The organism is Mammaliicoccus sp. Q-M61, from assembly GCF_022386055.1.
In the GTDB taxonomy this organism is placed as follows: domain Bacteria; phylum Bacillota; class Bacilli; order Staphylococcales; family Staphylococcaceae; genus Mammaliicoccus; species Mammaliicoccus sciuri_A.
The window spans coordinates 37,553-54,161 of the sequence record NZ_JAJNJL010000005.1 but is presented as its reverse complement, the minus strand read 5'-3'; the positions used below and the strand labels follow the sequence as shown (position 1 = coordinate 54,161).

At 32.4% G+C, this 16,609-nt stretch carries 15 protein-coding genes and 1 riboswitch; of the genes, 10 read left to right on the top strand and 5 right to left on the bottom strand.

Going from position 1 to position 16,609, the window contains the following annotated elements; all coding sequences use genetic code 11:
• Positions 1-40: 40 nt before the first annotated feature.
• The 4 genes from LQ677_RS08405 (at position 41) to tenA (ending at position 6,044) form a co-directional block, all read left to right on the top strand.
• Entirely contained in the window at positions 41-559 is a 519-nt protein-coding gene (locus tag LQ677_RS08405; RefSeq protein ID WP_239748295.1) for an NUDIX hydrolase, read from the top strand.
• Positions 560-934: 375 nt separating this feature from the next.
• Entirely contained in the window at positions 935-4,183 is a 3,249-nt protein-coding gene (locus LQ677_RS08400) for a YSIRK-type signal peptide-containing protein (protein ID WP_239748294.1), read from the top strand.
• 216 nt (positions 4,184-4,399) lie between these two features.
• A complete protein-coding gene (locus LQ677_RS08395) occupies positions 4,400-5,131 on the top strand; it encodes an epoxyqueuosine reductase QueH (RefSeq protein ID WP_107618107.1) in 732 nt (243 codons plus the stop codon).
• Positions 5,132-5,191: 60 nt separating this feature from the next.
• Positions 5,192-5,300, top strand: a riboswitch (TPP riboswitch).
• Between the two features lie 66 nt (positions 5,301-5,366).
• The gene (gene tenA / locus LQ677_RS08390) at positions 5,367-6,044 is read left to right on the top strand and encodes a thiaminase II (protein ID WP_239748293.1); all 678 of its coding nucleotides are present in this window, start codon (positions 5,367-5,369) and stop codon (positions 6,042-6,044) included.
• 45 nt (positions 6,045-6,089) lie between these two features.
• Here tenA and LQ677_RS08385 read toward each other — a convergent pair whose 3' ends face one another.
• The 3 genes from LQ677_RS08385 to LQ677_RS08375 are packed head-to-tail and all read right to left on the bottom strand — an operon-like array spanning position 6,090 to position 8,362.
• Positions 6,090-6,986, bottom strand: coding sequence for a VOC family protein (locus LQ677_RS08385; protein ID WP_239748292.1), 897 nt, complete (start codon positions 6,984-6,986; stop codon positions 6,090-6,092).
• A gap of 57 nt (positions 6,987-7,043) precedes the next feature.
• The gene (locus LQ677_RS08380; protein WP_239748291.1) at positions 7,044-7,736 is read right to left on the bottom strand and encodes a GNAT family N-acetyltransferase; all 693 of its coding nucleotides are present in this window, start codon (positions 7,734-7,736) and stop codon (positions 7,044-7,046) included.
• A 50-nt stretch (positions 7,737-7,786) separates the two neighbouring features.
• Positions 7,787-8,362 (bottom strand): phosphatase PAP2 family protein, encoded by a 576-nt coding sequence (locus LQ677_RS08375; protein ID WP_239748290.1) that lies wholly within the window; start codon positions 8,360-8,362, stop codon positions 7,787-7,789.
• Between the two features lie 162 nt (positions 8,363-8,524).
• On the opposite strand from LQ677_RS08375, the gene LQ677_RS08370 reads away from it, so the two are divergent.
• The 3 genes from LQ677_RS08370 (at position 8,525) to LQ677_RS08360 (ending at position 10,720) form a co-directional block, all read left to right on the top strand.
• Positions 8,525-9,439: an LCP family protein gene (locus LQ677_RS08370; protein WP_239748289.1), complete on the top strand. Its 915-nt coding sequence runs from the start codon at positions 8,525-8,527 to the stop codon at positions 9,437-9,439.
• A gap of 45 nt (positions 9,440-9,484) precedes the next feature.
• Positions 9,485-9,784 (top strand): winged helix-turn-helix transcriptional regulator, encoded by a 300-nt coding sequence (locus LQ677_RS08365; protein WP_239748288.1) that lies wholly within the window; start codon positions 9,485-9,487, stop codon positions 9,782-9,784.
• A 75-nt stretch (positions 9,785-9,859) separates the two neighbouring features.
• Positions 9,860-10,720: a fructosamine kinase family protein gene (locus LQ677_RS08360; RefSeq protein ID WP_239748287.1), complete on the top strand. Its 861-nt coding sequence runs from the start codon at positions 9,860-9,862 to the stop codon at positions 10,718-10,720.
• A gap of 31 nt (positions 10,721-10,751) precedes the next feature.
• Here the strand turns inward: LQ677_RS08360 and LQ677_RS08355 are convergent, their stop codons facing one another.
• Complete coding sequence (locus LQ677_RS08355; RefSeq protein ID WP_037590546.1) at positions 10,752-11,312, bottom strand: helix-turn-helix domain-containing protein; 561 nt, start codon at positions 11,310-11,312, stop codon at positions 10,752-10,754.
• A gap of 116 nt (positions 11,313-11,428) precedes the next feature.
• On the opposite strand from LQ677_RS08355, the gene LQ677_RS08350 reads away from it, so the two are divergent.
• The 3 genes from LQ677_RS08350 (at position 11,429) to LQ677_RS08340 (ending at position 15,356) form a co-directional block, all read left to right on the top strand.
• Positions 11,429-12,619: a CynX/NimT family MFS transporter gene (locus LQ677_RS08350; RefSeq protein ID WP_239748286.1), complete on the top strand. Its 1,191-nt coding sequence runs from the start codon at positions 11,429-11,431 to the stop codon at positions 12,617-12,619.
• 214 nt (positions 12,620-12,833) lie between these two features.
• Entirely contained in the window at positions 12,834-14,216 is a 1,383-nt protein-coding gene (locus LQ677_RS08345; RefSeq protein WP_191836098.1) for an amino acid permease, read from the top strand.
• Positions 14,217-14,585: 369 nt separating this feature from the next.
• Positions 14,586-15,356 (top strand): PHP domain-containing protein, encoded by a 771-nt coding sequence (locus LQ677_RS08340; protein ID WP_308193321.1) that lies wholly within the window; start codon positions 14,586-14,588, stop codon positions 15,354-15,356.
• A gap of 3 nt (positions 15,357-15,359) precedes the next feature.
• Here LQ677_RS08340 and LQ677_RS08335 read toward each other — a convergent pair whose 3' ends face one another.
• Positions 15,360-15,533 carry a hypothetical protein gene (locus LQ677_RS08335; RefSeq protein WP_204173722.1) on the bottom strand — a complete coding sequence of 58 codons (174 nt, stop codon included), beginning with the start codon at positions 15,531-15,533 and terminating at the stop codon, positions 15,360-15,362.
• Positions 15,534-16,609 lie beyond the last annotated feature (1,076 nt).

The following is a 16,609-nucleotide window of genomic DNA, read 5'->3' as shown; positions in this document are numbered from 1 at the left end:
TATGATAAAATAAAATTACTATGATTACGGAGTGGTGAGAATGGAGACTTGGGATTTATACGATGAAAATAGGCAGTTATTAAATGAAACGATGACAAGAGGAAATGTAGTACCTGCTAATCGATATCATCTTGTGATTCATGTCTGTATTATTAATAAACAGGGACAATTACTAATACAAAAAAGAAGAGATGACAAACAAGGATGGCCAGGTAAGTGGGACTTCTCAGCAGGAGGTAGTGCTGTTCAAGGCGATACAAATAGAGATGCAGCGGAACGAGAAACATATGAAGAACTAGGTATTCAATTAGACTTGTCTAATCAAAGACCACATTTCACAATCAATTACTATGATGCATTTGATGATTTCTTTGTTATTCACGAGGAAGTAAATATAGAAAAACTAAGCTTTCCAACAGAAGAAGTACAAGAAGTAAAATGGGTTACAAAAGATGAATTATTAGACATGATTAAAGAAGGTTTATTTATTCCGTATAGGAATAGTCTTATAGAATTTATATTTGAAATGAATATCGGTTTAGGAACAATACGTGAGTAAAGAAACAGTAAATCTGTTTCTTTTTTTTGCGTAAATTTTATTATTTAAATAAAGTTTTCGAAATAGTGTGATTATTACTTTTCCATTTATTAATCTAGTATGCACTCGTACAAAATATGTCTCACTAATAATTTGTATAATAAAACAATTCTTTATAGCTATATAAAACGGTGTATATTACGAAACAAATAAATACTATTAAATGGATAAATATATTCTAACATTGCCTTAAATGTAATTTTATAACATTAATAAAATCTTATATAAATATAAATCGATTGTATATTATTAGATTTTAGTAACAGAAAAATAGCGCAAAATTAAAATTATGTAGTATTATAAAAGTGTATTTAATTAATTTGGGAGGAGTAAGACATGAGAGAAAAGAGAAGATACTCAATACGCAAATTTACAGTTGGAGCAGGATCAGTTTTAATAGGTTTAACGCTGTATTCGGGAATAAATACAGTAGAAGCAAGTGAAAATAATTATGAAACATCAATTAAGGTTACAAATAATTCATCAGAAGATGATGGAACTTCAGAGAAAAAAGAAGTCATAAAAGATAATGACTTAAATACTGAACAAGTACAAGCACCAATAAAATCAACTGGTCAAGATACAAAAGTTAATGAAACAACTGATAATACGGGAAATAACTCAAATGAATCTTTAGGTGAAGAATCAACTCTAGAACAAGAGCATAAAGAAGATACTAGTGTTTCAGAAGGTGCTTCTATTGTTGAAAATAATGAAAAAGTAACAAATGAACAAGAGGAAGCTACATATGATGACCAATCGTCTCAAGAGCATCCAGTTAAAGATAGTGACTTAATAGAACAAAATACAGAAAAAGCAACAGAAGTACAAACAGAACAACAGAGTGAACAAGAAGTTTCTTCAACAGATGAACCAAATGTAGTAGATATTAATCAATCTTCAGATACTAGTGAGAAAGTTGAAGATGCTATAGATACAGATGGAAACAGCTCATCAGAAGTTGCTAAAGAATCTGAAGATACACAAGGTAGTGTAGAAGACAGTCTAGAAAAAACAGAACTTGATAATACAGAAGGATCAAATAATGAAGTAGATACAACAAATAACGCTTCAGAAACAAATATTAAAGTGGATGAAAAAATTAGTGAAGATGTACCATATTCGGAAGATATAACGGATAACGTACAACCAGAATCTTTAAATTCGAAAGAAGAGAACATTAGCATCAATGCTTTAATTGACGTAGAAGTTCTTAGTAATAAGAAGCTTGACGCTACACATAGCGATGGTAAATTGCAATTAAAAATGGAAGGTAGATCGTTAGTAAATCTGGGAATTGGAAGTACTTACCCTACTTTCCAGTTGCCTCCTCAGTTTAAAGATTTAATGTCAAATCCTAATTTTAGAAACGCAGTACGAATTGATTATGAAGCACGTGATGTTTTGAATTTAAAGTTGTTGGATAATAAATCAATTACGGGGAATGATTTAAATATTGATCCTAATACTGGTGTGATATACGGCAAGATATCAAGTTTAGTTTCTCTTAGTATTGGTACTAATATGGCGTATATTTTAACGTTAGATTTAAATGAATTAACAGATGATGGTATTTTACCAGGTTCTGACCAACCAGGTAGTCACGAGTATAACTTTAAATCTGATGTTGGAACAGGAATAATAAATCTTGATTTATTAACAAAAAATGGTAATGAAGATTCTATAATTATTGAAGTTGACCCAGAAGCAGAAGACGAGAATGACGATGACAGCACTGGTGATGAACCAGACCCAGAAGAAGAACCAAATGATGACTCAGAAGAAACGGATCCTGAGGATGACAATTCAGATGTTGGTGACGAAGACCAAGATTCAGATGACAACACAGGAGAAGAACCAGGTGAGGATAACGATGAAGATTCCGACACTGGATCCGAAGACGAAGGTAATACAGAAGACCCTGATTCAGATGTAGGCGAGGATGAAGACCCAGAAGAAGAACCAAATGATGACTCAGAAGAACCAGATACAGAAGATGAAAACTCAGAAGAACCTGGTGAAGATACAGATGACAATTCAGACACTGGATCCGAAGATGAAGATAATACAGAAGACACTGACTCAGATGTAGGAGAGGAAGAAGACTCAGAAGAAGATACTGACGGAGACGACAGTACTGGTGGAAATGAAGATTCTGAGGACAATTCTGATGCTGGATCAGAAGACGAAGATAATACAGAAGACTCTGATTCAGATGTAAGCGAGGAAGAAGACTCAGAAGAAAATCCAGATGCTGAAGAAAATGATGATTCAGAATCAGGAGAAGAAACTGAACCAGACGAAGACAATGATGAAGACTCAGAAGAGGAACCAAATAGTGAAGAAGACAACAACAACAACAACACAGAAGAACCAGAAGAAGATTCGGATGAGAACGAAGATACTGATTCAGATGTAGGTGAGGATGAAGACTCAGAAGAAAATCCAAATACTGACGAAGATACTGACGGAGACGACAGTACTGGTGAAAATGAAGATTCTGAGGACAATTCTGATGCTGGATTAGAAGACGAAGATAATACAGAAGACTCTGATTCAGATGTAAGCGAGGAAGAAGACTCAGAAGAAGATCCAGATGCTGAAGAAAATGATGATTCAGATGTAGGTGAGGAAGAAGACTCAGAAGAAGATCCAAATACTGAAGAAGATACTGACGGAGACGACAGAACTGGTGAAAATGAAGATTCTGAGGACAATTCCGATGCTGGATCCGAAGACGAAGATAATACAGAAGACTCTGATTCAGATGTAGGAGAGGATGAAGGCTCAGAAGAAAATCCAAATACTGAAGAAGATTCTGACGGAGACGACAACCCAGAAGAACCAGACGAAGATTCGGATGAGAACGATGATACTGATTCAGATGTAGACGAGGAAGAAGACTCAGAAGAAAATCCAAATACTGACGAAGATGCTGACGGAGACGACAACTCAGAAGATACAGAAGAAGATTCGGATGTAGACGAAGGAGAAACAGATCCTGCTGAAGAAAATAATGATACAGTTGAAGAATCAGGAGGAGAATCAGAAGATGGTTCTAATACTGGTTCTGATAAAGACAACAATAAGGGTGAAGACACTGAAGATGAAAAAGGTACTGATTCGGAAAGTGATAATAACCCAGATGCTGTTGGAGATTCAGTTCCAAGTGAAGATACAAATGCAAACGGAAATAATTATTCGGATGTAGAGGAAGATCTAGAAGGAAATAATGCTACTGATGAAAGCACAAATTCAGAAACGGTTGATAGTGATTCTGTAATAGATGCTGATAACAAAACAGCAGAAGTGAATGACTTAAATAAGGACTTTGGTTTAGGTAACGTTAGCAATGAATATAATCAAGACCTGATAAATATTAGTTCAAGTAATCATGACACTACTACAAATTTTGTAGCGAACGCTGATACAGAAACAGAAATATCGGATGATGAAAATAACGATGGTAAGTTACCTGATACTGGAGAAAATAACAATAATAATGGTACTTTATTCGCAACATTATTCGCAGGATTAGGATCTATTATGTTATTTAATAGAAGAAAAAATCGTAAAAAAGAATAACAAGTGCTTAAATTTGATTGTGGCTGGGGTAACATAGTTTATCCTAGCCACAATTTTTATTAAAAACTGGCCAATCTCAAAGTGAAGATAATATTGCAAAAGTCATTTATTAAAATCCCTATACTATCTCTAATCATCATATTGCTATCACCTTTTGAATGTTATAAAATATTGTAAAAATGACAATTTTTGTATAAAGGAATGGTTAGGGATATGGTGATTTCAGCTGATGGTATTATTGCTAAGATGAAAAATCAAAAGATTAACTATGATAAGGTTATGCGTAAAATGATTTCTGAATGGGAACGTTCTGAAACAAGACCTTCTATTTTAATTCATAGTTGTTGTGCGCCTTGTAGTACTTATACGTTAGAGTTATTAACACAATATGCGGATGTTGCGATTTATTTTGCGAATCCAAATATTCATCCGAAAAGTGAATATGAACGTAGGGCGAAAGTTCAAGAAACGTTTGTTGAACAGTTTAATGAGCGTACAAATTCTAATGTTAAATATATTGAAGCAGCCTATGAACCACATAAATTTATGAAAATGGTTAAAAGTAAAGATTTAGCTGATGAAAATGAAGGTGGGCTAAGATGTACGGCTTGTTTCGAAATGCGTTTAGAACTCGTGGCAGAAGCGGCTGCTGATCTTGGATATGATTATTTTGCGAGTGCGTTAACGTTGTCACCTAAGAAAAATGCACAATTGATTAACGAACTTGGTATGGATGTTCAAGATTTATATCATGTTTATTATTTACCGAGTGACTTTAAGAAGAACAAGGGGTATGAAAGATCGATTAAAATGTGTAATGAGTATGATATTTTTAGACAATGCTATTGTGGTTGTGTGTTTGCAGCTATGAAGCAAGGTATAGATTTTAAAGAAGTGAATAAACAGGCTAAAGCTTATTTAGAATCTTGTAATAAAAGTTGTATGTAATTTTATTTGCAATCCTAGGATAAAACAGATATGTTGAAAGAGTATAGAAATTAAATAATTTTAAACCACTGGAAGTGCCTTTATAAAGGCTGAGATTAAAGTATTACCTTTAAAATTCCTTGAACCTGATCCAGCTTATACTGGCGTAGGAAAGTGGCGTATTGATTTTAAGGTACTCATGACGCTATTTTCTTAATGAAAATAGCGTTTTTTTAATTATAAGGAGGATTTATAAATGAAATTTACAGATAGAGTATTCAATAGAGTTGAACCGATTTGGCAATCTTATATGGAACATCCTTTTATTATAGGATTAGGTGATGGTACGTTAGATCAAGAAAAATTTAAACATTGGTTGAAGCAAGATTATATATATTTAATAGAATATGCGAGACTATTCTCAATTGGTGCAGCTAAATCAACTGATTTAAAAATGATGGCGACTTATGCTGATTTAGCGAATGGTACATTAAATACTGAAATGTCATTACATAGAGGTTATGCTAAGCAATTTGGTATATCAGAAGTGGAATTAGAAGAAACAGAACCAGCTCAAACGACTGTTGGCTATACGAGTTATATGTTGAATATGGCACAACAAGGTGGTATAGAGAATGTTATTGCGGCTATTTTGACATGTACTTGGAGTTATAATTATATAGGGTTAAAATTAGCAAAAATTAAAGGAGCATCGGACCATCCTTTATACGGAGAATGGATCAATATGTATGCTTCGGATGAATTTAGTCAATACAAAGAAGATTGTATTCAGTTGATGGATCAAGTTACAGAAGGTAAGACTGAAGTGGAATTACAACGCTTAGAAGACATTATTGTTAAAACGAGTTACTATGAATATATGTTCTGGGATATGGCTGAACATTTAGAAACATGGCCAGTACCGGTTAAATAAATTAAAAAGACAGAAGCATGCACAACGCTTCTGTCTTTTTTAATACTATAATTTGCCTTCATAGGCTTTTATTAAAGTTTCTACATCGAATTTTTTCATCTTAAGGAATGCTTTTGTAACGTTACTGATTTGTTCTGGTGTGCCTTCTTCAGCCATTTGATCCATGATTTTAGGGACAATTTGCCATGAGACACCGAATTGATCTTTGACCCATCCGCATTGTTCTGCTTCTGGTACAGCAGATAATTTATCCCAATAATAATCAATTTCTTGTTGGTCTTCTAAAAATAGCATTAATGAAATACCTTCATTTAAGTTGAATTCATGCTTATGGGCACTATCAAGTGCGACAAAATATTGGTCTTCTAATTTGAATTCTGCATGAGCGAGTGTATCTGGCTTGTCTGGCTCCATGCCTTCTGGGTAATAAAATTTACTAATATCACCACTGTTTTTAAATACACTTGTGTAGTAGTTAATTGCTTCTTCAGCTCTACCAACATTATCATTAATGAACATAAATGATGGTCTAATACGATCATCAAATGGTTGGTCTGTGATGAGGAGTTGCCATGAAACACCAAACTGATCTTCCAACCAGCCGTATTTTTCACTAAAGTCATAAGCACCAAGTTCCATCATAATTTTCCCGTTATGTGCAAGTGCAGTCCAAACTTTGTCGAGTAATGCTGCTTCAGATTGTTTGAAAAGTACTGTAAATGATATGGAAGGATTTTTTGTGAAATAAGGACCAGCATTGATTGCCATAAATTTATAACCAAAAACATTAAAAGTGAGCTGTTTTGCATCTCCGGATGGTGTATCTGTAAATGTTACATCTGAAATGATTTCTGATTCTGGAAAAGTTTGCATATAATAATCGACGGCTTCTTGCGCTTCGTTATCGAACCATAAATGCGGAACAATTCTTTGATTATTCATTTCTTCATCTCCTCAATCCTTTTTACTTATTATACCCATCGTTATAAATATAAACATTTAGTTTATTGAGAGTTTATTGATTTGTGTACCATCATGGTTAAAATTACTTTCATCTAGCCATTCTTCATAATGTTTTTTGATAGATGGCCATTCTTTATCAATGATAGAGAACCAATCTGTATCGCGACTTCTTCCTTTATATACGAGTGCTTGTCGAAATGTCCCTTCATATTTGAAACCAAGTCTTTCGGCAGCGTGTTTCGAAGGTGCGTTCAAACTATCACATTTCCATTCATAACGTCTATATTTTAAAGTTTCAAAAACGTATCGAGCAAGTAAATATTGTACTTCAGTAGCAATGCGCGTTCTTTTAAGTAGTGAAGAATAATGAATGTGGCCAACTTCTATCGTTGAAGCTTTAGGATTAATTCTTAAAAGTGACATTATACCTAATGCTTGATGTGTTTCTTTGTCGACAATCGCAAAGAAATAAGGATCTTTAGAAATGATTCTTTCTTCGATTAATTGCGTAAATGAAGCTTTATCGTGAATCGGTTCATGAGGTAAATACGTCCAGTTTGCATCATTTTCTGATGAACATAATAAAGGGAATAACTGATCGATATGACTTTCGTTTAAATGTTCAAGTTTACTGTACTTACCTTCAAGTAATTCAACATTAGGCATATTCGGTTCTTTAAATGATTCGACTTCATCACCAATTGGTTGATTAAAAGTATTATATCTCATAAAAAATCCTCCTTTATTTTTATCATAGCATAAAATAAAGGAGGTGAAATTTACGAGCGCGAGTACCTATGCATAAATTTAGTAACGTTTAAATAAACTAAATGAACAATAATTAAACTTGCGACAGTATCAGAAAAGAAGTGTGCACTTAAATAAATTCTTGAACACATCATAGATAAAATTAATATAGCAGTAATCCATTTAACCGTTACATGATTGTATAACGCTAGTATGAGAAAAATGGCTACAAATAATGTTAGTGTATGCATGCTTGGAAAGCTGTATCCATCAATTAAATCAGAAGGTCTTGGTCGTTGAATAATATACTTTAACGCTGTTCCGATAAATAGTGATGAGAAAGAGAATATTAAATACTGTAGCAAATTTCTTCTATTATAAAAGTATAATCCAATTAATAATACGCATATTAATATACCACTATGTAAAGGTGAAAATAAAAATGAAATAATGGATAGATAATTATGTAATCTAAATGCTAATGCTTGGGTCTGTATAAATTGATAGACATACTGATCAATAGGATTGATATAATTTGTAAAAATCAATGACACGATTAAAATTAATAAAATAGCATAACAAATAATGAGCTTGGAATCTTTCTTCATTGTGCGTAAAGCTCCTTTGAACGTGAATATTTAGACTTTTTTTCTATTGTAAATATAAAAATAATTTTAAACAATAGGACTTTAGGACTACCTAAATATCATTTAGTAATTTACTTAAAAGTGCTATCATGGTAATTATAAATAAAAACTAGGAGTGTGACTATGAAGCTAACAAGAAAAGGTAAAGTAACAATAATTATTGCAGCCATCGTCTTAATTGCTGGTATATTTGTAACAGTAAAGACGATTAATATAAATAACAAAGTTTATCAACCCATCAATAAACAAGATACAAAACATGTGAAAGAAAAAATTAAAAACAATAAGCCAATTTCTATCGCGATTTTTGGTGTAGATTCTAACAAAGAAAGAGAATCAGAAAATATAGGTGAAAGAACGGATTCAATTATGTTAGCTTCAATTAATCCTAAAACTAAAACAACTAAACTCGTTAGTGTTCCACGTGATATGGCAGTAAATATTCCTGGCTATAGTAATCACGATAAAGTTGCACATGCATATGCATACGGTGGATCAAAAACAGCCGTACAAACATTAAAAAATGAATTCAATATACCGATAGATGGGTATATAACAGTAGATATGGATGGCTTTAAAAAGACAATCGATGCCTTAGACGGTGTAAATGTTAAAAGTAATAAATCATTTACTTTTAACGGTACAAAATTTAAAACTGGAGAGAAAGTGAAATTAAATGGTCAAGAAGCATTAGACTTTGTACGCAGTCGTAAAGAAGCGGGTGCTGGAGATGATGAAGGAAGACAAGAAAGACAACGTATTGTAATAGAAGCAACAAGTAAAAAGCTTAAAAATAATTTGAATGTCAATAATTTCAATGAGTTGATGAATGTCGCTCAAGATAACATTACAACAAGCTTTAATTTAAATGACACAAGAAAACTAATCACTGACTATAAAAGTGCAACAGAACATTTTGAGAAGATATCTATCGATGGTGTGAATCAAGTAGAGAGTGATGGTATTTGGTATTTCGAAGCAGATAAAGATGCAAAAGAGCAAATTGTGAAATCATATAAAAATAATTTAAAAAGCTAACATATGGATGTATCAATTTACTTAATATGAAATGGGGTTATTTAAGTGACTTCAATTAATGAAATGAAGATTGAACAAAATATGAATCACCTTATTAAAAATTACGGTATTCAACTATTAAATTATATGAGTGATTGTGAAAGAGAAGAAAAAGCAATACTTTCAGCGTTTGAGAAAGTGGATAGTCATATTATTAAAGCATCTCTAGAATTGTTGAAGCAAAATAATCTTATCAATGTTAGAACTGAAGAGATTATGCCCCCAAACATCTATTATCATCTTACGAAAGATGGCGAGTTGATTTTGCAGATGATTTATAAGTTTGAGTCATTAACCTTTGAGTAGGTTACACAATAATAAATAGCTGTTGTTTTGAACTTTGAATAATTTTTAATACAATAACACATAGGAGGGATCGTCATGAATAAAGATTGGCAATCGCAATTACCTATAGATGATATTAAAGAGCTCATACCAGTAAGTGGTGGAGATGTGAATGAAGCATATAGAATTGAAAGACAGAGTGGAACGGATTTTCTACTTGTTCAACATAATAGAAGCGAAGATTTTTACGCTGCCGAAATTGCTGGTTTAGAAGCATTTGAAGAAGCGGGTGTTACAGCGCCTGTTGTTAAAGGTTACGGTCAAATTAATGGAGATGCGTATTTAATACTAAGTTATCTTGAAGAAGGTCGTCGAGGTAGTCAAAGTGAACTCGGCAAACTGGTAGCGAAATTGCATAGTCATTATCAACAAGATGGTAAATTTGGATTTCATTTACCTTATCATGGTAGTGATATTACGTTCGAAAATGGTTGGAAAGATACATGGATTAATATATTTGTCGAGCAACGTTTAGACCAATTAAGAGACGAAATTGTAAGAAGAGGACTTTGGTCTAAGGACGAACTTCAACAATTTGAACAAGTACGTACAGTCATTATTGAAGCCTTAACAGAACATAAAAGTAAACCGTCATTACTACATGGAGACTTGTGGGCAGGTAATTATATGTTCTTAGCAAACGGGGAACCAGCATTATTCGACCCTTCTCCATTATATGGAGATCGTGAATTTGATTTAGGAGCAACAAGAGTCTTTGGTGGTTTCACGGAAGCCTTCTATAAAGCTTATGATGAAGCATTACCATTAAGTAAAGGTGCAAATGAAAGAATTAAATTTTATGAACTTTACTTATTGATGGTGCACTTAGTGAAGTTTGGTTCAATGTATGCAGGTAGTGTTCAGAGAACAATGGATGACATATTAAATGATAAGTAAAAGGATTGGGATAAAAATTTATCCCAATCCTTTATTTATTGTGTTGATATTGTATAGTTGCTGTTAAATGAACATTATCTTCACCTATATTACGATAAGTATGTGTTACGTCAGATTCAAAACGTATAGCATCATCTTTACGAACTATGTGTTTAACGCCATTGATATCGACTTCAAGTGTACCGCTATGAACGATAATGTACTCTTCAGATCCATTGTGATGGCCTTCTGATATCATTTCAGCTCCACTTTGTAAAATCATATTAAACATTTCAAAATTTTTATCAATATTAAATGGGAAATATGGGTATATCGTGACGGATTGATTATCGTTATATATAGGTGTAATGTCTGATTTAGACACACAATTAATGTTATCTTCTTTGTTAGAAATTAAATCGGATATAGGTAAATGTAAGCCATTTGCTATTTTCCATAAAGTTGTAATGGTAGGATTAGATTGTCCATTCTCAATTTGATTAAGCATTGTTTTGCTAACGCCTGTCAATTTAGATACTGTGCTTAGGCTTAATTGTTGCGAAGTTCGGTACTGTGACAAATTATGCGCAACAATTGTATGGATATCTTTCATAAATATAAACACTCCTATTTACTTTATAACGAACGCATTGTACAATATAATGTGTTCTTTATAACGAACGTTAAGAACAGTATAACAGAAATTCACTTTAGGGAGATAATAAAAAGATGGATCATATAAATAGAAGTAAAAAACGAACTTTAATATTATTTATTGGTATCTTACTAATTGGAGCAAGTTTAAGAGCACCTATAACTTCAGTAGGGATTGCATTACCTTCAATTAAAGAAACTTTAAATTTATCCAATACATCTGTCAGTTTAATCACAATTATTCCATTGCTTTCATTTGCAGTAATTTCACTATTCGCTGCTAAAATTAGTCATAAATTTGGATTAGAACGTACAGTTTTTGGGGCACTTAATTTAATATTTATAGGTATTGCTTTAAGGGCGATTACGGGCGTCTCTTGGTTATATATCGGTACGGTATTAATAGGTGTAGGGATTGCGTTTGGAAATGTGTTAACACCTGGTATCATTAAAATGAACTTCCCGTTACGTATAGGTATCATGACAGGTTATTACACAGTTGTGATGAATATATTCGGAAGTGCTTCATCATATGTGACAGCACCACTTGTTAAACATTTTAACTACAACATTGCAATCAGTTTAATAGGTATTGTAACGTTTATAGGTATTATTATATGGTCATTCCAGTTAAACAAACATGAAACGGTTAATAGTGCTCAAACTACGACAAATATAAATGTTTGGAAATCACCATTGTCATGGCAAATTACGCTATTAATGGGCGGTCAATCAATGATATTTTATTCATTGATAAATTGGTTACCTGAATTTTTATTAAGTCATGGTACACCGATTAATGAAGCGGGGATTTATTTATCGATTCTTCAATTAGCCATTATTCCATTAACTTTTGTCACACCTATATTTGCTGAAAAAATGAAGAACCAAGTTCTGATTACTTTTGTGACAGGGTTACTCTTTGTATTAGGTATACTAACGTTAATGTTACAACCTAACTGGGCATTTTTAGGTATTATATTGATTGGTATTGCCAGTGGTTTAGCATTTGGTCTTGTTAATACATTCTTTGGACTAAGAACAGAAAATGGTTTAACGGCAGCCAAATTATCAGGTATGTCACAGTCAGTAGGGTATTTATTTGCTGCGATTGGTCCATTACTATTCGGTATACTGCACGATGCTACAAATAGTTGGAATACGTCATTTGGTATACTGCTTGTTACGTCAATTATCATTATGATTATAGGATCACGTGCTGGTAGAAATATTACAATAGAACAAACTTTGGGAGCGAGACATTAAATTAATGTCTCGTTTTCTTTATTTCTATTCATTAATTATAAATAAATTACAATATTATGAACAAAATACATATAATTTTATAAAAAAAGGAAAACGCTTTCTAGTAGTGCTTTATTTTCTGATTATTTATAGTATAATTGTCCCATGAAGTTTGAATAAAATTAAATAGATAAATCTTAACTGAAAAGTTTGTAATGAGGAGTGACACGAAAGAATGGAAGACAATCATTTAAAAAGGGGTCTGAGTTCACGTCAAGTACAGATGATTGCACTTGGTGGAACAATAGGTGTTGGTTTGTTTATGGGTGCTTCAAGCACTATTAAATGGTCGGGACCATCTGCAATATTCGCTTATTTAGTAGCAGGCCTTTTCTTGTATTTAGTAATGAGAGCAATGGGAGAATTAGTTTATTTGTATCCAACTACAGGATCATTCGCCAACTATGCGAGTGATTATTTACATCCAGTAGCTGGTTATGTAACAGCTTGGAGTAACATATTCCAGTGGATAGTAGTAGGTATGAGTGAAGTAATCGCTGTTGGTCAATATATGCAATACTGGTGGCCAGATTTACCAACATGGATACCAGGGGTAATAGTAGTAGTAACTTTAGCTGCAGCAAATTTAACGTCAGTTAAAGCTTTCGGTGAATTTGAATTCTGGTTTGCAATGATTAAAGTAGTAACAATTATTTTAATGATTATAGCTGGTTTCGGTCTAATCTTCTTTGGACTTGGAAATGGCGGGAATGCTATAGGTTTAGGAAACTTAACAGAACATGGTGGATTCTTCCCTAAAGGTATCGTAGGTTTCTTCTTTGCATTATCAATGGTTGTAGGTTCTTATCAAGGGGTTGAATTAATAGGGATTACAGCTGGTGAAACGAAAGATCCACAGAAAAATATTAAAAAAGCCGTTAATGGTGTAATTTGGCGTATTTTAATCTTTTACATAGGTGCAATATTCGTTATTGTAACAGTTTATCCATGGGATCAATTAGGTAACGTAGGTAGTCCATTTGTTGCAACATTCGCAAAAGTAGGTATTACAATTGCGGCAGGATTAATTAACTTTGTTGTTATAACAGCAGCAATGTCAGGTTGTAACTCAGGTATATTCAGTTCAAGCCGTATGGTTTATACATTAGCTCAAAAAGGACAAATGCCTCGTATTTTCACAAAAGTTATGAAAACAGGGGTACCATTCTTTGCAGTATTAGCAATTTCAATTGGTATTTTTGTAGGTGTTATTTTAAATATTGTATTACCATTAGTGATTGATGGTTCTGAAAATATCTTTGTGTATGTATACAGTGCATCAATACTACCAGGTATGGTTCCTTGGTTTATGATTTTATTTAGTCATATTCAATTTAGAAGAAATCATTCAGATGAAATTAAAGATCATCCATTCAAGATGCCGTTTGCACCATACTCTAACTATTTAACATTAGGATTCTTTATCTTAGTATTAATCGGTATGTTGTTCAATTCAGAAACACGCGTTTCTGTTATTATCGGTATTGTATTCTTATCCGTAATGGCAATCATATACTTCTTAAGAGGTTATCATAAAGAAGATAAAGGTGAATATTAAGCCTTTAATATAAAGCGTCTAGGACAGAAATGTTCTCTGCATTATTGAATATAGCTGTTATACAAGATTTGATGTATCTTATAATTTGAAGAAGATTTAAATAACTACTATATAATATAGAACACTGAAAAATAATGTTTTACGACCTTAGTTGTAAACAGAAAATTATTTTGGTTTGAGAGATAGTGATAGATTTATTAGAATGTAAAAAAGAAATATAGAATGCGTAAACTTATGTCTGAAATCTCTCTGATTGATTTGGTCGAGTTAATAAAATTGACTTTAAAAGAGAATGAAAACTATTATAAAATAAACCGATTTATGGAAACGTGAATCAGACTTTGTAAATAGTTAAAAGGCTGGTGGAAGATTATTTTATATGATCAACATGTACATTCTTATCTTTCATATGATTGTGAGGAATTACCAGAAAATTATTTGAAATATAGTAAAAAAGTAATTTATACAGATCACTTTGATTTAAATAATCCAATGACGAATTTTAATGATGATATTCCTAATTATAATAAATTATTAGAAATCAAAGATAGTTTAGAAATTAGTGAAGAAGTAGATATTTTATTGGGGATTGAAGTTGGTTATTCTTTAGGAGACAAAAACAAGATTCGAGAATACCTTTATAATAAGGAATACGATTCTATTATATTAAGTTGTCATCATAATAATTATTATGATTATATGGATGAAAATATAAAAAAAAGTAGTAATGATATAATTTGTGATTACTTTAATCATTTATATCAAGCTGTTATAGATATGTCTGATTTTAATATTTTAGCTCATTTTGATTATGGCTTAAGAATACATGATATAACTTTAGAAAATATAAAAAAGTATGATGTTATTATTAATAAAATTCTTTTAGTGTGTATCGAAAATAACATTGCTTTAGAACTTAATACAAAAAGTATGTATAAATACAATAATTTAGATTTATATGATTATGTAGTAGATAGGTATTTAAGTTTAGGGGGTCATATGTTTACTCTAGGTTCAGATGCACATAGAGCTAAAGATATTTTTTATAATTTCGAATCTGCAAAAATGTTTATAAAGAATAAGGGAATTAATCAAGTTGTTGTTTTTGAAAAACGACTACCTATATATATATACATCTAGCAATCACCATTTATGAATTCTTTCGTATTGAGACTTAAATATTTTAGAAAGTAAAATATAGTGGAAATTCATTTGTAAATTTGAATTCCCACTATATTTCTCTTTTAAATCTTTTTGGTAGCTATTAGAGCTACCATTTTTTCTTATACTTGAAGTATTCCACACATTATTCTTCATAAATTTTTGGTTACAGTTTGATATACATTATCTACTTAAGTTAGATAAGCACCTCGTTAATGTAGTTTTTGAGATACTCAAGTACACTATACGAGAGTGTTCTATTTTTTGTATAAAGTGGAAATGTATATCGATTTTGTAAAGTGCTGATGTCTGAGGGAATCGTATGAGCCAGAGACTACAAGATCGAGCCATACCTTAGGCAAACATGCACGAACAAAAACGTAGATTATAAAAAAGTAACACTTCATTTTTACTGATTAAATCAGTAAATGAGGTGTTATTTAATTTGAGTTAGGAATTATGTCTCAAACGCTTTTTCATATTTTCAGAAACATGTAGATGGAGGACTGAACATTGCAAGTGGAGTGCGACTAGCAATGTTGGAGGACTGAACATTGCAAGTGAGGTGTGACTAGCAATGTTGGGAGGCTGAATATTGCAAGTGGGGCGTGACAAGCAATGTTGAGAGGCTGAATATTGCAAGTGAGGTGCGACTAGCAATGTTGGAGGACTGAATATTGCAAGTGAGGTGCGACAAGCAATGTTGGAGGACTGAATATTGCAAGTGAGGAGCGACTAGCAATATTCAGGGCATTGTATTTATCAAAATTGACAAAACAAGATAAATAGAGGCGTTGTATTTATCAAGACTGAGCAAACAAGATAAATAGGAGCGTTGTATTTATCAAGACTGAGCAAACAAGATAAATAGAAGCTTCGTATTTATCAAGACTGGCCAAACAAGATAAATAGGCGCCTCGTATTTATCAAGACTGTCCAAACAAGCAACATAGAACGCCCGTATATTGCTAGATTGACCAAACAAGCAACATAGAATGCCTGTATGTTGCAAGATTGACCAAACAAGATAGATAGGAACCTCGTATGTTGCTAGACTGACCAAACAAGCAACATAGAACGCTCGTATGTTGCAAGACTACCTAAACAAGCAACATAGAACGCTCGTATGTTGCAAGACTGCCCAAACAAGCAACATAGAACGCTCGTATGTTGCAAGACCGCCTAAACAAGCAACATAGAGCTCATCTCCCTCAAATTTCCCATATGAAAGA